Annotated in this window: 22 protein-coding genes; 11 read left to right on the forward strand and 11 right to left on the reverse strand. The window is 73.0% G+C overall.

Annotation, left to right across the window (positions count from 1 at the left end):
- Positions 1-12: 12 nt before the first annotated feature.
- A complete protein-coding gene (locus AB0K65_RS14520; protein WP_365716195.1) occupies positions 13-1,122 on the reverse strand; it encodes an ROK family protein in 1,110 nt (369 codons plus the stop codon).
- A gap of 252 nt (positions 1,123-1,374) precedes the next feature.
- On the opposite strand from AB0K65_RS14520, the gene AB0K65_RS14525 reads away from it, so the two are divergent.
- On the forward strand, positions 1,375-2,736 hold the full coding sequence (locus tag AB0K65_RS14525) for a cytochrome P450 (RefSeq protein ID WP_365716196.1): 1,362 nt from the start codon (positions 1,375-1,377) through the stop codon (positions 2,734-2,736).
- 145 nt (positions 2,737-2,881) lie between these two features.
- Positions 2,882-4,702, forward strand: a complete 1,821-nt coding sequence (locus tag AB0K65_RS14530; RefSeq protein ID WP_365716198.1) for an ABC transporter ATP-binding protein — start codon at positions 2,882-2,884, stop codon at positions 4,700-4,702.
- A gap of 157 nt (positions 4,703-4,859) precedes the next feature.
- On the opposite strand, the gene AB0K65_RS14535 is transcribed toward AB0K65_RS14530, so the two are convergent.
- The 6 genes from AB0K65_RS14535 to AB0K65_RS14560 all read right to left on the reverse strand — a co-directional run bounded on the left by AB0K65_RS14535 (position 4,860) and on the right by AB0K65_RS14560 (position 9,914).
- Positions 4,860-5,831 carry a glycoside hydrolase family 6 protein gene (locus AB0K65_RS14535; RefSeq protein WP_365716201.1) on the reverse strand — a complete coding sequence of 324 codons (972 nt, stop codon included), beginning with the start codon at positions 5,829-5,831 and terminating at the stop codon, positions 4,860-4,862.
- Between the two features lie 712 nt (positions 5,832-6,543).
- Entirely contained in the window at positions 6,544-7,080 is a 537-nt protein-coding gene (locus AB0K65_RS14540) for a hypothetical protein (protein ID WP_365716203.1), read from the reverse strand.
- Between the two features lie 786 nt (positions 7,081-7,866).
- Positions 7,867-8,220, reverse strand: a complete 354-nt coding sequence (locus AB0K65_RS14545) for a PRC-barrel domain-containing protein (protein WP_365716386.1) — start codon at positions 8,218-8,220, stop codon at positions 7,867-7,869.
- Positions 8,213-8,623: an SRPBCC family protein gene (locus AB0K65_RS14550; protein WP_365716205.1), complete on the reverse strand. Its 411-nt coding sequence runs from the start codon at positions 8,621-8,623 to the stop codon at positions 8,213-8,215. Before AB0K65_RS14550 ends, AB0K65_RS14545 begins: the two co-directional genes overlap by 8 nt.
- 297 nt (positions 8,624-8,920) lie before the next feature.
- Entirely contained in the window at positions 8,921-9,100 is a 180-nt protein-coding gene (locus AB0K65_RS14555) for a DUF6480 family protein (RefSeq protein WP_365716207.1), read from the reverse strand.
- A 175-nt stretch (positions 9,101-9,275) separates the two neighbouring features.
- The gene (locus AB0K65_RS14560) at positions 9,276-9,914 is read right to left on the reverse strand and encodes a hypothetical protein (protein ID WP_365716209.1); all 639 of its coding nucleotides are present in this window, start codon (positions 9,912-9,914) and stop codon (positions 9,276-9,278) included.
- A 618-nt stretch (positions 9,915-10,532) separates the two neighbouring features.
- Here AB0K65_RS14560 and AB0K65_RS14565 point away from each other — a divergent pair.
- Positions 10,533-11,069, forward strand: a complete 537-nt coding sequence (locus AB0K65_RS14565) for a DNA starvation/stationary phase protection protein (RefSeq protein ID WP_365716388.1) — start codon at positions 10,533-10,535, stop codon at positions 11,067-11,069.
- A 155-nt stretch (positions 11,070-11,224) separates the two neighbouring features.
- On the opposite strand, the gene AB0K65_RS14570 is transcribed toward AB0K65_RS14565, so the two are convergent.
- Positions 11,225-12,091, reverse strand: coding sequence for a PhzF family phenazine biosynthesis isomerase (locus tag AB0K65_RS14570; protein WP_365716211.1), 867 nt, complete (start codon positions 12,089-12,091; stop codon positions 11,225-11,227).
- Between the two features lie 122 nt (positions 12,092-12,213).
- Between AB0K65_RS14570 and AB0K65_RS14575 the strand changes: the two genes are divergently transcribed.
- Both AB0K65_RS14575 and AB0K65_RS14580 read left to right on the forward strand, forming a co-directional pair.
- Positions 12,214-12,894: a helix-turn-helix domain-containing protein gene (locus AB0K65_RS14575; protein ID WP_365716212.1), complete on the forward strand. Its 681-nt coding sequence runs from the start codon at positions 12,214-12,216 to the stop codon at positions 12,892-12,894.
- A 32-nt stretch (positions 12,895-12,926) separates the two neighbouring features.
- Positions 12,927-13,514, forward strand: a complete 588-nt coding sequence (locus tag AB0K65_RS14580) for a DUF3291 domain-containing protein (RefSeq protein ID WP_365716214.1) — start codon at positions 12,927-12,929, stop codon at positions 13,512-13,514.
- Between the two features lie 28 nt (positions 13,515-13,542).
- Here the strand turns inward: AB0K65_RS14580 and AB0K65_RS14585 are convergent, their stop codons facing one another.
- The 3 genes from AB0K65_RS14585 to AB0K65_RS14595 form a co-directional block, all read right to left on the reverse strand.
- Positions 13,543-13,932 (reverse strand): VOC family protein, encoded by a 390-nt coding sequence (locus tag AB0K65_RS14585; protein WP_365716216.1) that lies wholly within the window; start codon positions 13,930-13,932, stop codon positions 13,543-13,545.
- Positions 13,929-14,231: a metalloregulator ArsR/SmtB family transcription factor gene (locus tag AB0K65_RS14590; protein ID WP_365716218.1), complete on the reverse strand. Its 303-nt coding sequence runs from the start codon at positions 14,229-14,231 to the stop codon at positions 13,929-13,931. Before AB0K65_RS14590 ends, AB0K65_RS14585 begins: the two co-directional genes overlap by 4 nt.
- Positions 14,232-14,545: 314 nt before the next feature.
- On the reverse strand, positions 14,546-14,731 hold the full coding sequence (locus AB0K65_RS14595) for a hypothetical protein (protein WP_365716220.1): 186 nt from the start codon (positions 14,729-14,731) through the stop codon (positions 14,546-14,548).
- Positions 14,732-14,800: 69 nt separating this feature from the next.
- Between AB0K65_RS14595 and AB0K65_RS14600 the strand changes: the two genes are divergently transcribed.
- The 6 genes from AB0K65_RS14600 (at position 14,801) to AB0K65_RS14625 (ending at position 20,056) form a co-directional block, all read left to right on the forward strand.
- Entirely contained in the window at positions 14,801-14,938 is a 138-nt protein-coding gene (locus AB0K65_RS14600) for a hypothetical protein (protein ID WP_365716222.1), read from the forward strand.
- Between the two features lie 148 nt (positions 14,939-15,086).
- Positions 15,087-15,500 carry a hypothetical protein gene (locus tag AB0K65_RS14605; RefSeq protein WP_365716224.1) on the forward strand — a complete coding sequence of 138 codons (414 nt, stop codon included), beginning with the start codon at positions 15,087-15,089 and terminating at the stop codon, positions 15,498-15,500.
- A gap of 428 nt (positions 15,501-15,928) precedes the next feature.
- Positions 15,929-16,843 (forward strand): cyclase family protein, encoded by a 915-nt coding sequence (locus AB0K65_RS14610; RefSeq protein WP_365716226.1) that lies wholly within the window; start codon positions 15,929-15,931, stop codon positions 16,841-16,843.
- A 153-nt stretch (positions 16,844-16,996) separates the two neighbouring features.
- Positions 16,997-18,577, forward strand: coding sequence for a GMC family oxidoreductase (locus AB0K65_RS14615; RefSeq protein WP_365716228.1), 1,581 nt, complete (start codon positions 16,997-16,999; stop codon positions 18,575-18,577).
- 159 nt (positions 18,578-18,736) lie between these two features.
- Entirely contained in the window at positions 18,737-19,570 is an 834-nt protein-coding gene (locus AB0K65_RS14620; RefSeq protein WP_365716230.1) for an SDR family oxidoreductase, read from the forward strand.
- 36 nt (positions 19,571-19,606) lie between these two features.
- A complete protein-coding gene (locus tag AB0K65_RS14625; protein WP_365716232.1) occupies positions 19,607-20,056 on the forward strand; it encodes a hypothetical protein in 450 nt (149 codons plus the stop codon).
- Positions 20,057-20,083 lie beyond the last annotated feature (27 nt).

Below are 20,083 nucleotides of genomic sequence, written 5' to 3' on the forward strand. Positions count from 1 at the left end.
AGGGAGAGCCCCTCAGGTCACGGGCCCCGGGGCCGGGCCGGCGGGCGCCTGGGCAGCCGGCGGCAGACCGCCGCGCGGCGGCGCTCCGGCCCTCTGCGGCGCTCCCTCCGCATACGACTCTCCCGCCGCCTTCGCCGCTCCGGCCGCCTGCGGCACTCCGACGACCGACGACGCACCGGCCACCTGCCGCACTCCCGCTGCCGCGGCGCCCGCGGCGGCGGCCCCGATCAGGCCCGCGTCGAGGCGGAGGCCGGCGGGCACCACCCGTACACCCCGGGTGAAGTCGAGGACCGCGTACGAGGCCAGGTGATGCCGGAGCGGCCCGAACAGCGTCTCGCCGGACTCGGCGACGCCGCCGCCGACGACCACGAGGTCGAGCTCGACCAGGGCCGTCGCCGCCGCGATCCCCGCGGCAAGGGCGCGGCCCGCGCGGTCGAACGCCGCGAGGGCACGCGGATCGCCCGCGCGGGCGGACGCCGCGACCTCCTTCGCCGTCGCGGGGGCCCCCGCCGGAGGGGTCCAGCCGGATTCCAGGGCGTGGGCCGCGATCGCCGTACCGCTGGCGAAGCGCTCCACGCAGCCCCGTGCCCCGCAGGGGCACAGGGGGCCGTTCTGGTCGACGGTGATGTGCCCGATGTGGCCCGCGTTCCCGGACGCCCCCGCGTGGAGCGCCCCGCCGAGGACCAGCCCGCCGCCCACGCCGGTGGAGACCACCATGCACAGCACGTTGTCGACGCCCCGGGCCGCACCCAGCCAGTGCTCGGCCGCGGTCATCGCCACGGCGTCCCCGACGAGTACGGGCCGTATCCCGGCGGGCATCGCCGGGTGCGCCCGCACCCGGTCCACGAGCGGGAAGGAACGCCAGGCGGGGATGTTCACCGGGCTGACCGTGCCCGCGACCGTGTCGACGGGACCCGCGCTGCCGATGCCCATGCGGGTCAGGGATGCCCACCGCGGGTGCGCCGCGAGGTCGTCCACGACCGCGGAGACGGCGGCCATGAGTTCCTCCGCGGAGCCCTGCGCCGGAGTCGGCCGCTGCGAACGGGTCAGAAGGCGCCCATCGGCATCGACGAGGGCCCCGGCGATCTTCGTGCCCCCGACGTCGAGTGCTCCGTACACCATCGTGTCCAACCTTTCCGTGACAGCTTCGTGGCGGCTTCGTGGCCCCGGCTTCCGGCATCCGCGGCCTTCACTGTGCCCAGCCTTGACAACGTTGTCTAGTAAACTGGTTCAGTAAAGCCCCGGTTCAGTAAAACCACGGGCGAGCCCGGCGCCCGCTCGACCGCCTGTCGCCCACCGCGCCTGCTCCCCTACAGTGCGTGATGCCCGTATGCGGTCCTCGCCGACGCACAGACGCCGATCAGGAGCAGCCCCGTGGCCACCCCCACCACCCCCGGTTCCCTTCCGCCCTCTTCTCCGCCTTCTCCTCCGGCGGCCCGTCCGGTCCCCGAGCTGGACCCCGCGGCCGTCGAGCGGTGGCGGGCCGACGGAGGGGAACCCGTCGACCTCTTCACCCAGGCACGCGAACGGCTCGGCGGCGTGGCCGCGTTCCGGCTCGGGCCGCGGCCGACCGTACTCGTCACCGCCCCCGAGGCGGTGCGACACGTGCTCGCGCTCCACCACGGGCGGTACGTCAAGCGCTCCCACCGCGCCCGGCTGCTCGTCGGCGACGGCGTCCTGGCCGCGACGGGCGAGGCGTGGCAGCGCCAACGCAAGCTCCTCCAAGCCCAGTTCACCGGGCGCGGCATGCTCCGCTACGAGCAGCGGATCATCGGCGCCGCCCGGACCACCGCGGCGCGCTGGGCCGCCTGCGCGCGCACCGGCCAGGTGCTCGACGTCGGTGCCGAGATGCGCCGTTTCGCCCTGGACACCATCTGGCGGTCCCTGACCGGGCACCCTCTCGACTCCGGAACGGAACGCGAACTGGCCGCCGTGGAGACGGTCATGGCCGCGTTGCCCCGTCTGCCCGCCGACGGCGCCGCCCAGGGTCCGGTCGCCGCCGAGTCGGCGGCGATCGACGCCGTGGCGCACCGCGCCGTCGCCGCCGCCCGGGACGGTGGAGCCGGTCCCGACGGCCCGGGTCTCCTGCACGTCCTGCTGGAGGCGCCGGACCCCGAGTACACCGACCGGCTGATCCGCGACGAGCTGGTCACTCTGCTGGTCGCCGGGCACGAGACCACCGCCACGACTCTGACCTGGCTCTTCCTCCTCCTCGACCACAACCCGTGGGCCCGCGAGGAGGCCCTGGCCGCGGGCGCGACGGGCTCCCCCGAGCAGCGGCGGGCGGTGTCGGCCCTCGTCCACGAGACCCTGCGCTTGTATCCCTCCGCCTGGGTGCTGCCGCGCTGCGCCGCGGAGGACGACGTTCTCGCCGGACACGAGGTCAAGGCCGGTACGGACGTCCTCGTCTGCCCCTACCTCACCCACCGGGATCCCGAACTGTGGGAGGAGCCCGACCGGTTCGACCCCGGGCGCTTCACCGTCCCCGGGCGGCGCCCCGCACAGGCAGGCAGCTACCTTCCGTTCGGCATCGGGCCCCGGGCCTGCCTGGGCTCGCAGTTCGCCCTCCGGGAGTCCACGGTCCTCCTCGAGCACCTGCTGCCCGCCCACACCCCTCGCTTCCGATCCCGGCCCACCAAGGCCGTCTACGGCATCACCGTCCGTCCGGACGGTCCGACCCCGGCGACGCTGGACGGTGCGACGGCCGGCAGACCCGCTGACCCGCTGGCGGGCTGACCGGGATCCGGACCCGTGCATCCGCCCATCCGTACGGCGCTCGGACCCGCTCACCCGCCGTCGGACGGAAAACGCGTGGACCGGACGGGCATCGGCACGGGACACTCCCTTTGCTCACCTTTCGGTCCGAGATCATAGGGTTGGGATGGATACAGGACCATCGCGCGACGGCTTACCGAGCAGGGGTTCGGTGCGCCTCGCCCTGCGCCATTACGGGCGCGAACTCCTCCGGCTCCGGTGGCTGACCGCCCCGGCGATGCTGCTCCCGGCGCTGGGCAACATCGGCATCTTCTACATCGCCCCGCTGGTCGTCGCGAAGCTCGTCGGCCGGATCGCCGGCGACGACGGCCCGTCCTCGGGCGCCGGTCCGATGCTCCCGTACGTCCTGGGCTTCGCCGGCGTCCTGCTGCTCGCCGAGGCCCTCTGGCGCGTCGGACTGCACTGCCTCAACCGCCTCGACGCCCGGGGCATCGAGAACCTGTACGTGATCGGCATGGACGAGCTGTATGCCAAGGACGCCGCGTTCTTCCACGACAACTTCGCCGGGTCGCTGACCAAACGGGTGCTGAGCTTCGCCTCCCGCTTCGAGGAGTTCGTCGACACGCTGACGTTCTCGGTCATGGGCAGCTTCGTCCCCCTGGTGTTCGCCTCGGTGGTCCTGTGGCAGTACGACCCCCTGCTCGTCGTCGGCCTGCTGACGCTGATCGCGTTCACCGGGTTCTGCGTGACCCCGTTGATCCGACGCCGCCAGCGGCTCGTCGCCCGCCGCGAGCAGGCGATCGCCCGGGTGGCGGGACACGTCGCCGACAGCCTGATGAACATGGACACGGTCCGGTCGTTCGCCGCCGAGCAGCGCGAGGCCGCCGAACACCGGACCCGTGTCGCCGCGTCGCGGCGGCTCACGCTCCGGTCGTGGGACTACGGCAACCTGCGCATCGACACGCTGGTCGCCCCGATGTCCGTCCTGACCAACGTGCTCGGCCTGCTGCTCGCCGTCGCCCTCGGCGGAGGTGAGCACGGCGTTGAGGCGGTCGTCGTGGCGTTCACCTACTACGCCAACGCGACGCGGATCATGTTCGAGTTCAACCAGATCTACCGCCGCCTGGAGAGCGCGATGACGGAGGCCGCGCAGTTCACCGAACTGCTCCTGGAACCGCCCACCGTGGTCGACCCGCCGGCCCCGGAGCCGCTGCTCTCCAAGGGATCCGACGTGCGCTTCGAGCGGGTGGAGTTCGCCCACGCGGGCGCGGGCCCGCTCTTCGAGGGCCTCGATCTCGCCGTGCCCGGCGGCGCGAAGATCGGTCTCGTCGGCCGGTCGGGCGGCGGCAAGACCACGCTCTCCCGTCTGTTGCTGCGCATGAGCGACATCGACGGCGGGCGGATCCTGATCGGTGGGCAGGACATCAGCCGGCTCCGGCAGTCCGACCTGCGCAGCCTCATCGCGTACGTGCCGCAGGACCCGGCCATGTTCCACCGCACCCTGCGGGAGAACATCGCGTTCGCCAGGCCGGACGCCACGGAGGCCGAGATCCGGCGCGCGGCCGAGGCCGCGCACGTCACGGAGTTCGCCGACGCGCTCCCCGACGGCTTCGACACGATGGTGGGCGAGCGGGGGGTGAAGCTGTCCGGCGGGCAGCGCCAGCGGGTCGCGCTCGCGCGGGCCATCCTGCGCGACGCGCCCATCCTGCTGCTGGACGAGGCCACCAGCGCCCTGGACTCGGAGAGCGAGATCCTCGTGCAGGACGCCCTGTGGAGGCTGATGGACGGACGGACCGCGCTCGTGGTGGCGCACCGGCTGAGCACGGTCGCGACGATGGACCGGCTCGTCGTCCTCGACCGCGGGCGGATCGTCGAGCAGGGCACGCACCAGGAGCTCCTCACCGCGGACGGGGCCTACGCGAAGCTGTGGCAGCACCAGTCGGGCGGCTTCCTCGACGACACCACCGCGCGGGCCGACGTGCGCTGAGGGCGGGCCGCCGTGTGCCGAGGGCGGGCCGCCGTGCGTCGCGCTCCGGCATCGCCGACGGGAGCCCGACGCACGGCCGGCCACGCGCCGGCGTCCCGGGCGAGTACGGTCTCGCCTCGCGGGCGCGACACCCCGCGGGCCGGTCCGGGGTGTGGCCTCAGCGGCGCGGGAGCGGCGGCTGGGCGAGACGGACGAGTTCCAGCGCCTGCTCGGGGAACCAGTCGCCCGCCGCGGGGTCGACGGTGCCGCGCTCGGGGTCCTCAGGACCGGCGGTGCCGCGCAGGCACAGGCCGTCCGACTCGCCGGGGATCTTGATCCAGAGCTTGGCGTCGTACAGCGGGTCGCCGGTGACCGTGGTCGGACGGTCGCCGAGGCCTCGGCCGGGAGGGTTGCACCAGTCCTGGGCGTCGGTGTACTTGCCGGCGGGAGCGGTCCACGGTCCGAGGCCGTTGCGGCTGGTGTCCGTGACGAAGTGCTTCATCCGGGACAGGGGCGTCTTCACGTTGTCCGCGATCCAGGCCTGGGCGTCGGCCCGCGGCCAGTACTGGTCGGGGCAGTCGGCCGCGGCGCCGCCGTCCTCGGCGTATGCGATGCAGGAGGAGATCAGCGTGCCGTACCAGTGGCTGTCCTCCTCCGTACGGTAGTTGGAGGCGTTGGTGAAGAAGCCGGTGGCCTCGGCGACCCCGCCGCGGACCAGGCGGGGCACGATCGACGTCACGCTGTGCCAGCCCGGGTGGCCGGTGTCGAGGTAGACCTTGGTGCGGGCGAGGGATTCCAGGGTGTCGACGGCGTAGTTGACCTCGGTGTAGCGGGCGGTGGTCCTGGTCCCCCGTTCGTCGTCCTGGCCGCAGTCGGCGGGCAGGAGGGCGAGCGAGTCGGGTTCGAGGACGATCATGGCCGCGTGGCCCCCGATGCCTCGCGCGACGGCGTCCACCCATGCCTGGTACTCGGCCGTGGTCGACGCGCCTCCGCCGGAGTAGTTCGAGCAGTCGCGGCCGGGCACGTTGTACAGGGCGATGACGGGCACGGCACGCTTGCGGGCGGCGTCCCGGACGACCGCCCGGGCCTGCCGCTCGACCTCGGCCGGCGTCTGGTCGCCGTACCAGACGGCCTGCGGCGTGTGGGCCATGGCGAGGATGCCTGCGGCGTCCGCGTACCGGCCTTCCCGCACGAGCCCGGCGGCCTGCCGGTACGCGTCCGGGTTGGCCTTCGGGGTGTAGAGACGAGTCCCGTGCGAGCGGGAGGAGCCCGCCGGGTCTTCGGCGGCGGCGGGCTAGAGGCCCGCCAGCAGGGCGGCTGCGAGAGCCATGGGCAGCGCGAGCACGTGGGCGGCGGTTCTGCGGCGCATGAGCGAGGGCCTCCGTCGACGGTACGTTTCCCTGAACGCCCCCTGCCATATGGGAGCGCTCCCATGATGCTTGTGGGTCCCTGGCGCCCCGTCAAGCTCCTTGCACGGCACAGCCGGAGAAAAGCCGCGGCTTTGCGGCGGGCCCGCACCGCACCCCTCTTGGATCCGTGCGCTCCGGGCGCATCCGGAGCGCACCGATCGGCGGTATTGCCTGACAGAGTCCCCACCTCCTGCACGTCGGCGGAGGTGGGGACTCGCCGGCACGGGCCGCGACGGACGCCGCGCCTCGTCGTTGACCGGCGCGCGAGCCGCCGGCCGACCGCGGCACCGGGCGGACGGGCGGACGGGCGGCACGAGCTGGACGAGCTTCACGCTCCGCACGGCACGGGCCGACTGACCCGGTGCCGACGCCCCGGGTGCCTGGCCCCCCGGCGGGCGGGCCGATCGCCCCGGCGGGGTGGGTGGTGCGTCACGTCGACAGGCCGGACGACCGTCAGTCCTGTTCCGCTTCGGACAGAGCTGTCGTGATGAGACGGGTGGCGAAGTCGCGGTCGTCGGTGAGGCGGTTGATGTGCTCGGCGAGCAGGAAGGCGGTGGCCTCCAGAGGGTTCATCTCCTCCTCGGTCCAGTCCCCGTACTGCCGGCGCCACAGACTGGGGCTCAGGCCGGTACCCGCCGCGACGACCAGGCCGGCCATCGTGGGGATGGCGTCGGGGTGGACGCTCTTCGGCATCATGCGCAGCGCGGCCACCAGGTCGGACACCACGGACGCGAGGGCGTCCTTGCCGTGGTCCTCGTAGGCCATCCGCAGCCACTGCGTGAACATGAAGATGATCGTGCAGGCGCCGTCGAGCAGGTCGTGGGCGCCGGTGGGGCCCAAGGACGCGGTGAACTGGGCGGTCAGCCGCTGCTGTTCGGGATCCGGCTGCGCCTGGCCGTCGTAGATCGACTTGAGCCGGGAGTCGATCATCATGAGCGCCGCGCCCACATCACCGGCGGGCGCGTGTCGGGGGTCGCAGGACGATGCCACAGGGTCCTCCTCACGTGACCGCGGCAGGCGGCGCGGCATGTCCGTACCGTAGACCGCCGACCTGCCGCCGCGGGCGGATCCCGGCGAAAGGCCGCCTCACGGGCCGCCGACGGTCCGCCGTGACCCTCACCGCCCGGCGGGGCGGCCAGAGCGGTCGGCCGTACGGGAGTCGCCCGATGCGCCCAGGCGGACGGTCGTGGGGTCGTACGAGGTCCAGGCACGACCCGCCTGTAGCCGCGTCCTCATGACGCGTGCGTGGCTCTTGCCGGTACTCCTTCTCCGGAGCGGATCGGCCGTCACGAGCGCCGTGACCTCGGGCGGAGCCCGGGGGAGGCCGCCGCGCTCCTGCCGCGGTTCGGGGTGCTCGCCGCCGTGAACTCACCGTCGGCCTTCCCCAGGCCGGTCGGCGCGTCGGAGGCCCAGCGCCGCGGCGCCGCCGACGGCCGGCCGGTCATCTCCTGGCGGCCGGGCGGCGCGGACCGCATGCGCACGCGCCTTCGGCTGGGGCGGCGGAACGCACGCCGGTGCGGAGCGCACGCGGGCCGTGCCGGGTCGGCCTCCGGCGGGATCCGGCGGGAGCGGCGGCGGTTCGAGCGGTCGACGACGACAACGGTGACGGTGACGAGATCGTGCCGACCGTGGGGGGCGAGCGCACGTCATCCACGACCCGGCGTGGGTACGCCCTCAGGTGCGGACTCGCGCGTGATCGCGTACCCACGCCAGGTCGGTGCCTCCGCCCGGCAGGCATCCGCCCGGATCGGCCGGGCGGCTGCCCCGCTGCCGTGGCTAGATGTGCGGCTGCCCGTAGTAGCGGCCGAACTGCTCCAGATCGCTGGGCTCCCCCGCCCACTTCGCGTCGTCGAACTCCGGGGCGTCCTTGATCTGCTCCTTGGTCCGCGTGACGTAGACCTTCTTCTCGGCGGGGTCGATCCGCTCGACCGTCCCGGCGGGCAGCAACACGTGTCTGCCGAAGATCCACTTGCCCGTGTCCACCACGAGGTAGGAGGCGCCCACGACATCGGAGTGCTTGTCGATCGTGCCGATGGCTCCGTCGAGGGCCTCGACCTTGTACCCGACGATGTCGCCGCCTTCCTCATGTCCGGCGTCCGGGTGGTAGCCCCACATGTCCCTGTCACTCACAGTCATGCCCTTTCCCTGTTCCACGGACAAGACGGCCCAACGCCCACCGTGCGAGACCGGCGTACGCCAGGACCGCGATCGCCGGGCCTTCGATCCGCAGGGTCGTGAGGGATCCCGTCGACGCGGCGAAGACCGCGTGGTGCAGCCGCAGACGCACCGGCCCCAGGCGGACCCGCCACACCCACCGCCGCCGTTCCTCGTCGACCGACTCCACGACGAACCGTGCGGTGAGACCGAGCAGGGAGACCACCTCTCCCCTCGTACCCGGGGTGATCCGGTCACCGGCCACGCGCACCGCCCTGATCTGGGGCGACCACGTGGGCCAGCAGGCGGGCCTGACGTAGCGCGCCCACACGTCTCCGGCCGCCGCCCCGCCGGCCGCTCGCAGCGTCATGACCGCCATCGAGCGCTCACCGGCCCGGCCGCCCCGACTGCCGGGGTCCGCGCTCGCCCGCCACGACGTACGTGCCCTCGTCGCTCACTCCGGGCCTGTCCACCGAACGCGACCTCCTCGACGACGGATGCTCCGCGCGATGGCGCCGACCGCTCCGACCACGCTCCATCGTGGCACCGCCGTGACCGGTCGGCACACCGGCTCCGGGCGCCCCGCACCCTCGCGGCGAACGAAGCAGGGAGCGGGCGCCGCGCCGGCGTGCGGAGGGCCGGTCGCAGGGGTCACGCCGGCAGGCTCAGGACAGGCCTAGAGGTCGATCATCCGGACGAGGAAGAAGGCGCCGACCAGGATCGCGCCGGCGACGATCAGGCCCAGCCAGAACATGGGGTGCTCCCATATCCCGCCGTCCTTGCGTTCCTCGTGCGCCTCGGCCGTGGAGCCCTCCACGGGGGGCGTCTCTTCTGGAGGTACAAGTGGTTCGCTCATGACTTCAGGGTCTGTCGTCGGCGATCATCACGCACGTCGGCGCCGTCGGCCGGGGCCGTCGGCGGGCCGGGTCAGGTGTCCGGGAGGCAGAGCCAGACCTCGGAGAGGGTGAGTCCGTGGTCGTCGGTCACCACGCCGCACGGGCAGCCCAGCGCGAGCAGGCGCCAGTCGCAGGTCACCGTCCACGGTCCTGCCGCGCCTTCACACCCCGGGCAGCGGAAGGTCGTGGCAGTCCATACTCCCGGGGAGGGTCTGCCGTAGTGACGGAACCGCCCGAGTGCCGGACCCGCCATGGCTCCATCAGGGGTGCGGGCGCGGGCGAACGACCGGCCCGTCGCGGTGCCGCCAGGTCGGTGAACAGGGCGATCAGGTCCGGAAGCAGGGCCTCTCCCGCCCCGGTCGGCGCCTCCCCGGGCGCCGTCCCCCGCTCGCCCCCGTATCTCGGCGCCGCGGCCGCGGCCGGTGGGTTGGGGACGGCGTGCCACGGCAGGAGGGCACGGGCGACCGCGGCGAGCAGGGCGGCGGCCGGAGGGTCGACGGCGCCCGCGTCGAGATGGTGCACGGCACTGCGCAGCACGCGGTGGAGCCGCCGGTCCCGATCCGTGAGCCGCGTTCTCCCCGAGGGGTGTTTCCGCGTCGGGAGCGGCGCGGCGAGACGGGCGAGGACGGCGGCCAGCGCGTGGGTGTCCGCCGGAGCGGGATGCCAGTGGCCGGCGTCCAGGAGTCGCCGAGCCCGCTCGGACTCACGGGTGAGAGCGCGTGTCGGCAGCGGTCCGGCGCCGGTGGCGGCCGAGCCGTCGTCCCCTGTGTCCATGACCGGTCTGTCTCCCTGGTCCCCACGGTGACGTCCGCCCCCGCCCGCCGTGGCCGGCGGACCTGTCATGGGCACGGTCGATGATCGTCACGGTACCGCGCCTGGTGGCGTGCACGGCGAGGGGCGGGGAGCAGGAGCCCGGCCAGGTGCTCGACCGGTTCGTCGGGCCACGGCACCAGGGCGTTCGGCCGTGCGGCGTCCTCCCGGGGCCGTTTACCACTCCCCCGGATGCGCACGGGGCCACTCGCCACCCCGGGGGACACGTGTGAGCGCCGCACTCCGTCAGGTCGCACGGGCCGCCAGACGGGCCCCCGTCGCCGACGTGCCGAGGGTGCCGCGTCCGACGCCGGGGCCACACACCCGGAGCCGTCGCGCCGCTGCCGCCTCGGTGCCACGCCAGTGGAGCCGTGCCGCCCCGGTGCCACGCACCCCGGGGAAGTACCGCCGCTGCCGACCCCGGGCTTCTGCGTCCGCTCCGGTGAAATCGCCGCCCCGCCACGCGCGGCCGAACGGCGGAGGTCTCCGGAGGCTGATTGGCTGCGGATCTCTGCACATCACCTCGCAAGGAGCTCCGCCGTGGCGTCACAGCAACCGGGTGTCTCGTACACCGTGCCGGGAATGAGCGCGCAGGACAGCGGTGAGATCATCACGCTTCTCCAGATGCGTCTGCACTCCCTCAACGACCTCGCCCTGACTCTGAAGCACATCCACTGGAATGTCGTCGGCCCGCACTTCATCGCCGTGCACGAGATGATCGACCCGCAGGTGGACCAGGTCCGCGCGATGACCGACGACCTGGCGGAGCGGATCTCCACGCTCGGGGGCGAGCCGAACGGCACCCCTGGTGCGCTGGTCAGGGACCGCACCTGGAACGACTACTCGATCGGCCGGGCCGAGTCGATCGCGCACCTCGGCGCCCTCGACCTCGTCTACACGTCGATCATCGAGGATCACCGCGAGGCCATGCAGGCCACCGAGACCACCGACCCGGTCACGCAGGACATGCTCATCGAGCAGCTCCGCGGCCTGGAACTGTTCCAGTGGTTCGTACGGGCCCACCTCGAGTCCACCGGCGGCCGGCTGAGCACGACGGGCGCCAAGACGGAGGCCGCCGCCGCCGACCAGGCGACCGACCAGGCGCGCAAGCAGCCCTGACCGGACGCCGGTCGCACGGCTCGCCCGCGACGACATGATCGTGCTCCTCCGCCGACCGCTTGCGGCGTCGGCGCGCGGGGAGTGCCTTCCCGTCGTGGCGGGATCGCCCCGGGCGGCCGCCTTCGCGCGCCGGCCGGGGCGGACCCTCCGGGCGCTCAGGCGATGCGAGCGCCCGCGCCGCTCACCCGTACCCTCCGGTCGCCCTCGCGCAGCTCCACCGTCAGCACGCCCGGCCGGCCCATGTCGGCGCCCTGGTGCAGGGTGAGGACCGACGCGGCCTCGACAAGGCCGAGTTCACGGGCGTACGCCCCGAAGGCACCGGCCGCCGCTCCCGTCGCCGGGTCCTCCACGACCCCGCCGACCGGGAAGGGGTCGCGGACGTGGAAGACGGCCGGCGACTCGCGCCACACGAGCTGAACGGTGGTCAGGTCCAGCCGGTGCATCAGCGCCTCGAGCCGCGGGAAGTCGTACGCGAGGTCGGCGAGCCGCTCCCGGGTCGCCGCACCGATGACGAGGTGGCGGGCCCCCGCGAAGGCGATGCGCGGCGGAAGGGCGGGGTCGAGATCGGCGGCGGGCCAGTCGAGGGCGGCGAGCGCCTCGGCGAGGTCCGCGTCGGCGATGGGCTCGACGCGCGGTTCGACCGTGGTGAGCGTGGCCCGCAGGGCGCCGTCGTCCCGCGTCACGCTCACCGGCACCGTCCCCGCCCGGGTCGCGAACACGAGGTCGCCGGGACCGATGCGCTCGCCGAGGGCGACGGCCGCGGCGACGGTGGCGTGGCCGCAGAACGGGACCTCGGCCTTGGGGCTGAAGTACCGGATGGTGAAGGCACGCCCGTCCGCCCCACCCAGGCCCTCGGGCGGCGCCGTCAGGAACGCCGACTCGCTGTATCCGAGGTCCGCGGCGATGGCGAGCATGGCGTCGTCGTCGAGTCCGGCCGCGTCCAGGACGACCCCCGCGGGGTTGCCGCCCTCGGGGTCGTCGGAGAAGGCGGTGAAGCGCAGAACTGCGGGCTGTGTCGTCATGATCGACGCAACTCCGCCGTGCGGCGGATTGTTCCTGCCACGAGGAGAAGGGGCAGCGCCTCGGCCCGTCGCCGGCACCGCCTCTTTCTATCTCCAACCTGCGTTGTTCCTAGAATGGCGGGATGAAGGACATCGACGCGATCGCGGTGTTGCAGGATCCGGTGCGGCGCCGCCTGTACGAATACGTCGCCGCACAGGGCCGCGAGGTCGGGCGCAACGAGGCCGCCGAGGCGACCGGGGTCGCCCGCACGCTCGCCGCGCACCACTTGGACAAGCTGACCGAGGCCGGGCTCCTGGAGAGCGGGAGTCGTCGGCTGACGGGCCGCTCGGGGCCGGGTGCGGGTCGGCCCGCCAAGGTCTACACGCGAGCGCGGGCCGAGCGGTCGGTGTCGCTGCCCGGCCGCGACTACCGCACAGCCGCCGAACTCCTGGCCGAGGCGGCCGAGGAGGCGGGGCTGGACGCCGGGCTCTGCGCGGCCGCGCGCCGTCGGGGTGAGGCCCTCAGGGCCGCCGAGGCGCCCTGCGGCAGCCTCGACGAGGCCATGGCACTGCTGGCCGCGCGCGGCTATGAGCCGCGCGTGGAGGGCACCGGGTCCGCGAGCGGGACGGCCACGCCCGTCATCCGTATGCGCAACTGCCCCTTCCATGCGGTCGCCGAGCGTTTCCCGCCTCTCGTGTGCGGCATGAATCTCGCGCTGCTGGAAGGGCTGCTCGGCGAGGACGGTCCTCTCCGCGCTCGCATGGACGCCCGGCCGGGCGAGTGCTGCGTGGTGATCGAACCTTCTAAAAACAATGACCATTGACATAGAAAAGCGGCCCGTGCTGGGATGAGGTCATGACCGCATCCGCGCACGCCGCTCATCTCGCCCAACTCAACGTCGCCACACTGCGGCACCCCCTCGACGACCCGCGCATCGCGCCGTTCGTCGAGATGCTCGACCCGGTCAACGCCGCCGCCGACGGCGCGCCGGGCTTCGTGTGGCGACTCGTGGAGGAGGGGGCGGCCGACGCCACCGCACTGCGCCCGGCAGGCGAGAACGTGATCGTCAACCTGACCGTGTGGGAGAGCCAGGAGGCCCTGTGGGACTTCAGCTACCGCAGCGGCCATCTGGAGGTCATGCGTCGGCGGCGCGAATGGTTCGAACGGCACGTCGAGGCGCACCTGGTGCTCTGGTGGGTTCCCGCGGGACACCTTCCGACCGTCACCGAGGCCCTGGAGCGGCTGGCGGACCTGCGGACGCACGGGCCGTCGCCGCGGGCGTTCACCTTCGCCTCGTCCTACACCGCCGCCGAGGCCGCCAGGCACGTCGACGCCTTGCCCTTGAACACCCCCGCGGCCACCGGGCACCTCGACGCCTTGCCCTTCAACGCCGCCGTGGCCACCGGGCACGCCGAGGCGACACCGTCCGCCCGGCCGGAGTGACGGGTCCGGGCGGCACGGCCGGACGCCCCTACGGCTTGGTCGCGATCTGGATGAGGTTGCCGCAGGTGTCGTCGAGGACGGCGGTGGTGACGGGGCCCATCTCCAGGGGCTCCTGTGTGAAGCGGACACCGAGGGCGCTCAGGCGCTCGTACTCCGCCCTCACGTCGTCGACGGCGAACTGGGCGAGCGGGATGCCGTCCTGGACGAGGGCGTCGCGGTAGGGCTTGACCGCCGGGTGGCCGGAGGGCTCCAGGAGGAGTTCGGTCCCCTCGGGCTCGTCGGGCGAGACGACGGTCAGCCACCGGTCCTGCCCGCCCACCGGGACGTCGTGCTTCTTCACGAAGCCGAGGATCTCGGTGTAGAAGTGCTCGGCCTTGGCCTGGTCGTCGACGAAGACGCTGGTCAGGTGGATCTTCATGGGGTTCTTCTCTCCGGTCCGGATGGGTCGGGCGTGAGCCATCGCTCGGTGATCTGCCGCAGCGGGGCGGTGTTCAGGTCGTGGAACTTGTAGCGGCCCTCCCGCCTGGTCTCGACGAGTCCGGCGGCCTCCAGCACGGCGAGGTGCTGGGAGACTCCCTGACGGGACAGGCCGAGCTGGTGCTTCATGCTCAGTCGCGAGCAGATCTCGAACAGTGTCTGCCCGGACTTCTCCGCCAGCTCGTCGAGAATGGTGCGGCGGGTGGGGTCGGCCAGGGCTTTGTACAGGTCGTCTGCCACGACCTCAGCTTAGGCAAGTCTGCACTTGCCTATCAAGCGGAGGCGCGAGAAGCCGGTTACTGCGCTGCCTCGAACCAGATCCGCCCCGCCGCCGCCCACCGCCTCGGCGGCGAGGCGGGCCGAGGGGCCGTCCACCGCATCAGAGGCGCGAAGACGCCCTGGAGCGCAGCCGGTGGGGCGATGGGGCGGTCCGCCGTATCGGAGACATACGCGGGCGTCGGTCCCGGCCGGACTCCCGGTCCACGCCGAGGCGGGTGAGCGCGGACCCCACCCCGGGGTCGCCGGGGTGGGGCCCGCTGGGGGACGCCGGGCGCTCAGCGCCGGAAGAAGTCCCTGCCCCGGTCCTTCCCCTTCTCCTTGGCCTCCCGGGCCCTGCCGCGCGTCTCCAGGGCCGCACCCTTGGCGGCCGTCGTCTCCTTGCCCCACGCATAGGCCGTCTTCCGCACGGCCTTGCCCACGACCTGCTCCGCCTTCGCCTTGACCTTCTCCTTGGCACTCATGCCGGTCCCTCCTCGGACGCTCACACGCAGCTCCTACCCGCCCCTCGGAAGGGGAATCAGGGACTGCCCGTGACCTGCGCCGGGGCGAGGGCCGGCGGCCTGGTCGACCGCGTCCCCCGCCACGACCACCGGTGCGCCCCCGCCGGACACCACGGCACCGGGCTCGTCGTCTCGGACACCTGCGAGGCCTGGCTCCGCGTCGAGTGACGGCCGCGGACCCGTTTCGGCGCCCTCGCCCGCTCGGCGCCTGATCCGCCGTCGACATGCGCTGTGTGACGCACGGGTTCAGATTGGAGGTATTCGGCCCGGCGTCGGAAACGGCTGCGGGCAGGCCCCACGACAGGAGGAACCTGTCATGACAACGCACGCGAGGGAAGCCGGCACGAGAGAGTCGGGACACGGGAGCGGCTGGCTCGTGTTCGCCGCCGTCATGATGGTCTTCAGCGGCATCATGACGCTGCTCGGCGGCATCTCGGCCATCGCCGAGGACGATGTGTTCGTCCGGACCGGCGACTACGTGTACAAGCTCAACCTCACGGGATGGGGCTGGATCCATCTGATCCTGGGCATCGTGATCGCCCTCGCGGGCGTCGCCCTGTTCAAGGGCGCCACCTGGGCCAGGGTCGTCGGTGTGGTGCTGGCCGGCCTGAGCATGATCGCGAACTTCATGTGGCTCCCCTACACCCCGTGGTGGTCGCTGCTCTTCATCGCGATCGACGCCTTCGTCATCTGGGCGCTGTGCGTGGCTCCCAAGCCGCGATGGGACTGACGTACGCCGTACCACCCCAGGGGGTGCTCGTCGCCGGGTCGCGCGCGCGGACCCCACGCACCCGTCCACGCCCGGCCGACGACCCGCGCGTGAGCGGCCCGGCACGAGCGCGCCCTGCCCGTCGACGCGTGTTCCGGGCCGGTCACCGGTCCGTCGCACCCGCCCGAGGAGTCGTCCGTGCCGTCCCTTCCGACCGGTGAGCACAGGCGGGCGCACCACGTCCGACGGAGCGCCCAGGCCGCCCGGCCGGGCGCTCCGGCGCGGGTCCGCGGGGCCGAAGACCTGCGGTGCCTCGGCGAGTTCACCACCAGCCCCGTCCTTCGACGGGATCTCCCGCGATGGGGGCCCAGGTGAACGGCTCGCCCGGCCGCGCGTCCGGCCCCCGTGCCTCCACCCCGCGCGCGGCCGTCGGCCGCCCACTCCCCCGCATGGACGAGGGCGCGTTCCGCGCGCTCCGTCAGCGCCTGCGGGAGCGGGCCGCGGCGGCCGGGGCCGGCGAGCGCGGAGCGCTCGACCACGTGACGCCCGAGCGCGTGACGGCGGCAGCGGCCGAGGTACGGCTGGGTCGCACGGTGTCGCTTGCGGCACGGATCGAGACCCGCCAGGGCCCGGACAACCCCGACCCGGCGGGCCACTGGATGACCGGCCCGCTCGGCGACGGCGGTCCGGGGGAGGCGGTGCGGTTCGCCACCGACCGCTTCGCCATGAACGTGCACGGGGACGCGGACAGTCATCTCGACGCGCTCTGCCACGTGCTCTTCGACGGTGAGATGTACGGCGGAACCCCCGAGGCCGCCGTCACGTCCGAGGGAGCCCGTACCCTCTCCGTGGACCTGGTCGCCGACGGGGTCGTCGGCCGTGGCGTCCTGCTGGACATCCCGCTGCTGCGCGGTACGGACTGGCTGGAGCCGGGCGACGAGGTGACCGCGGACGACCTGAGGGCCGCCGAGTCCTCCCAGTCGGCCCGGGTGGGCGCGGGGGACATCCTCCTCGTCCGGGTGGGTCACCGCCGCCGCCGTCGGGAGGCCGGAGCCTGGAACGCGGCCGAGGCACGCGCCGGTCTCCACCCTTCCGCCATGGAGTTCCTGGCCGACCGCAAGGTCGCCGTCCTCGGCGGGGACGGCAACAACGACACCGCCCCCAGTGCGGTGGAGGGCGTCGCCTTCCCCGTGCACGTCCTGGCCGTCCAGGCCATGGGCGTGCATCTGATGGACTATCTGGACTTCGAGGAGCTCGCTCCCGTGTGCGCAGCGGCCGGGCGCTGGAGCTTCCTGTGCGTGCTCGCCCCGCTGCGGTTGCCCGACGCCACTGGGTCCCCCGTCAACCCGATCGCCGTGCTGTGAGCGGCGCGGACCCGCGTCGAGGCCCCCGTCGTGCGGTCGCCGGGCTCCGGGAACGCGGTTACGTTCGAACGGAGCGGCCGCTTTCCCGGGGCCATGTGGGGGAACAGGCTCCGACGCCAGGTCAGGGCCGAGAGCGCGAGGACGGTGGTCGTCGTGGGCGACTTCCCTCACTACGACGTCATCATCATCGGCACCGGTGCCGGCGGCGGCACTCTCGCCCACCGGCTCGCCCCGTCCGGCAAACGCGTGCTGCTGATCGAGCGCGGCGGCTACCTGCCCCGTGAGCGGGACAACTGGGATTCGACGGCCGTGTTCGTCAAGGCCAAGTACCGTGCGCCGGAGTTCTGGCTCGACCGGCACGGTACGGAGTTCCCGCCGGAGGTCAACTACTACGTCGGCGGCAACACCAAGTTCTACGGGGCCGCGCTCTTCCGGCTCAGGCCGCAGGACTTCGGCGAGATCCGGCATCACGGCGGCCTCTCCCCCGCCTGGCCCCTCACGTACGAGGCGCTGGAGCCGTACTACACGCGGGCCGAGCACCTGTACCTCGTGCACGGGCGGCACGGGGAGGACCCGAGCGAGGGGCCGGCGAGCGCCCCGTACGCGTACGGGCCGGTGGAGCACGAACCGCGCATCCAGCAGTTGAGCGACGATCTGGAGCGGCGCGGCCTGCACCCCTTCCACCTGCCGATCGGGGTGAACCTCAGCCAGGACGGCGGCGGCCGTGCCCTGCACTCGAGCGTCTGCATCCGGTGCGACCGGGTGGACGGCTTTCCCTGTCTCGTGCGGGCCAAGTCCGACGCCGAGGTGATCTGCGTGGAGCCGGCCCTGCGCCACCCCGGCGTCGAGATGACCACCGACACCCAGGTGGTCCGGCTGGAGACCGACACGACGGGACGCACCGTCGACGCCGTGGTGGGACGGCTCGCCGACGGCTCGGAGGTGCGGTTCACCGCGGACGTGGTGGTCGTCTCCTGCGGCGCGGTCAACTCCGCGGCCCTGCTGCTCGCGTCGGCGAACGACCGGCATCCGCGCGGACTGGCCAACAGCTCCGACGTGGTGGGGCGCTTCTACATGCGCCACAACAACCTGGCCCTGATGGCCGTCTCCAAAGAGCCCAACGACACACGGTTCCAGAAGACGCTGGCCCTGCACGACTGGTATCTGGGCGCGGACGACTGGGACTACCCCCTGGGCGGCATCCAGATGCTGGGCAAGTCGGACGCGGCGCAGATCCACGGCGAGGCCCCGCGGTGGGCTGGTGCGGTCGCCCCCGACATGCCGTTCGAGGTGCTGGCGCACCACGCCGTCGACTTCTGGCTGTGCGGCGAGGACCTGCCGGCGGCCGACAACCGGGTCACCCTCGACGGCGACGGCCGGATCCGGCTCGCGCTCGACGAGAAGAACAACATCGAGGGCCTGAAGCGGCTGAGGCACAGGCTCCAGGGCATGCTGGGACACCTGGGCATGCACCCGCACCGGCTGCTTTCCCGCAGCATCTACCTGCACAAGGGCATGCCGATCGGGGCGACCGCCCACCAGGCGGGCACGGTCCGCTTCGGCACCGACCCGGCCTCCTCCGCGCTGGACGTCGACTGCAAGGCGCACGACCTCGACAACCTGTACGTCGTCGACACGAGCTTCTTCCCGAGCATCGGCGCGGTCAACCCGTCCCTGACGGCCATTGCCAACGCCCTGCGGGTGGGCGACCACCTGCTCTCCCGGCTCGGCTGAGGTCGGGGACCGCTCGGCCGTCCGGACGAACATGGTCGGCCGGACGGTCCAACGCCGACCGGCCGCACGTGCCGGTGCGCGCCGCCGGTGATTGCGTGACCTCCGTGCCGGACCGCCGGACGGCGGTCGCGCCCGCCGCGCAGCTGAGGAGACAGGGTCATGAGTACCAGCGAAGCGCCCCAGGTCGTTCCGGCGGATCTGCTGAAGGGCCAGAAGGCACTGGTCACCGGGGCCAATTCGGGCATCGGCATGGCCACCGCGATCGGTCTGGGGCGGGCCGGAGCGGACGTGGTCGTCAACTACGTCGCGGACCGCGACGCCGCCGAGAAGGTCGTCGAGGAGATCACCTCCCACGGCGTGCGCGCCGCGGCCTACGAGGCGGACGTCTCCCAGGAGGACCAGGTCACCGCCATGGTGGACCGGATGGTCGAGGAGTTCGGGACGATCGACATCATGGTCGCGAACGCGGGTCTGCAGCGCGACGCGCGGTTCACCGACATGACCCTGGCGCAGTGGCAGAAGGTGCTGGACGTCAATCTCACCGGCCAGTTCCTGTGCGCGCGGGAGGCGACCAAGGAGTTCCGGCGCCGCGGTGTCGTGCCCGAGGTGTCCCGCGCGGCCGGGAAGATCGTCTGCATGAGTTCGGTGCACCAGCTCATCCCGTGGGCCGGGCACGTCAACTACGCGTCCTCCAAGGGCGGTGTGCAAATGATGATGCAGACCCTGGCCCAGGAGCTGGCGCCGGAGAAGATCCGGGTGAACGCGGTCGCGCCGGGCGCGATCAGGACGCCGATCAACCGCAGCGCCTGGGAGACGCCCGAGGCCCGCAAGGACCTGCTGCGGCTGATCCCCTACGACCGGATCGGTGACCCGGAGGACATCGCCCACGCCGTCGTCGCGCTCGCGTCCGACCTCATGGACTACGTCGTGGGCACGACGCTGTACGTGGACGGAGGCATGACCCTCTTCCCCGGCTTCGCGACCGGTGGCTGACCTTCCCTCCGTACGCCACGAACGGTAAAGGCGTCGATGCACACCTCTGTCCGGCTGGCGGACTCCCCAGGGTTCGCGTTCCGCGAGCCGGCCCGTCGGCCGGCCGGGCGGCGCCTGTACGGTGCCGTGTTCGCCGTCGCCTCCCCCGTCACACCGTTCTCCCTCGGCGCCGCCGTCGGGGTGGTCGCCTGCGCCGTGTTCGCCTGGGGCATGGCCCAGCGTCCCTACCTCCTCCCCACGTCGTCGACCGTGGCCGACGGGGCCGGCGCCCCGGCCACGCTGACGTGGCTGATCGTGGTCACGGCGGTCGCCGTGGTCGTCGTCTTCCCGGCGGTCGCCCTCCTGTACCGGCTGGACGCCCGTGGCGAGCCGGAGGAGCTCAGGGACGCCGACCTGCTGCGGGGGGCCGCGGATCCGCCGGACGGGGCGGACGGGGCGGACGGGGCGGACGGGGCGGACGGCGAGCATCCCACCGGTACCGCGTGACCTCCGAACGCCGGATCGCCGGCGCAC

This window comes from Streptomyces sp. NPDC053755 (assembly GCF_040677675.1).
In the GTDB taxonomy this organism is placed as follows: Bacteria; Actinomycetota; Actinomycetes; order Streptomycetales; family Streptomycetaceae; genus Streptomyces.

Excerpts from the sequence above, each read along its gene's own strand:
- AB0K65_RS14520 (WP_365716195.1), bottom strand. The coding sequence starts at position 1,122 with ATGGTGTACGGAGCACTCGACGTCGGGGGCACGAAGATCGCCGGGGCC.
- AB0K65_RS14530 (WP_365716198.1), top strand. The coding sequence starts at position 2,882 with ATGGATACAGGACCATCGCGCGACGGCTTACCGAGCAGGGGTTCGGTG.
- AB0K65_RS14535 (WP_365716201.1), bottom strand. The coding sequence starts at position 5,831 with ATGGCCCACACGCCGCAGGCCGTCTGGTACGGCGACCAGACGCCGGCC.
- AB0K65_RS14550 (WP_365716205.1), bottom strand. The coding sequence starts at position 8,623 with ATGGCGGTCATGACGCTGCGAGCGGCCGGCGGGGCGGCGGCCGGAGAC.
- AB0K65_RS14555 (WP_365716207.1), bottom strand. The coding sequence starts at position 9,100 with ATGAGCGAACCACTTGTACCTCCAGAAGAGACGCCCCCCGTGGAGGGC.
- AB0K65_RS14560 (WP_365716209.1), bottom strand. The coding sequence starts at position 9,914 with ATGGACACAGGGGACGACGGCTCGGCCGCCACCGGCGCCGGACCGCTG.
- AB0K65_RS14565 (WP_365716388.1), top strand. The coding sequence starts at position 10,533 with ATGAGCGCGCAGGACAGCGGTGAGATCATCACGCTTCTCCAGATGCGT.
- AB0K65_RS14570 (WP_365716211.1), bottom strand. The coding sequence starts at position 12,091 with ATGACGACACAGCCCGCAGTTCTGCGCTTCACCGCCTTCTCCGACGAC.
- AB0K65_RS14575 (WP_365716212.1), top strand. The coding sequence starts at position 12,214 with ATGAAGGACATCGACGCGATCGCGGTGTTGCAGGATCCGGTGCGGCGC.
- AB0K65_RS14580 (WP_365716214.1), top strand. The coding sequence starts at position 12,927 with ATGACCGCATCCGCGCACGCCGCTCATCTCGCCCAACTCAACGTCGCC.
- AB0K65_RS14585 (WP_365716216.1), bottom strand. The coding sequence starts at position 13,932 with ATGAAGATCCACCTGACCAGCGTCTTCGTCGACGACCAGGCCAAGGCC.
- AB0K65_RS14595 (WP_365716220.1), bottom strand. The coding sequence starts at position 14,731 with ATGAGTGCCAAGGAGAAGGTCAAGGCGAAGGCGGAGCAGGTCGTGGGC.
- AB0K65_RS14605 (WP_365716224.1), top strand. The coding sequence starts at position 15,087 with ATGACAACGCACGCGAGGGAAGCCGGCACGAGAGAGTCGGGACACGGG.
- AB0K65_RS14610 (WP_365716226.1), top strand. The coding sequence starts at position 15,929 with ATGGACGAGGGCGCGTTCCGCGCGCTCCGTCAGCGCCTGCGGGAGCGG.
- AB0K65_RS14620 (WP_365716230.1), top strand. The coding sequence starts at position 18,737 with ATGAGTACCAGCGAAGCGCCCCAGGTCGTTCCGGCGGATCTGCTGAAG.
- AB0K65_RS14625 (WP_365716232.1), top strand. The coding sequence starts at position 19,607 with ATGCACACCTCTGTCCGGCTGGCGGACTCCCCAGGGTTCGCGTTCCGC.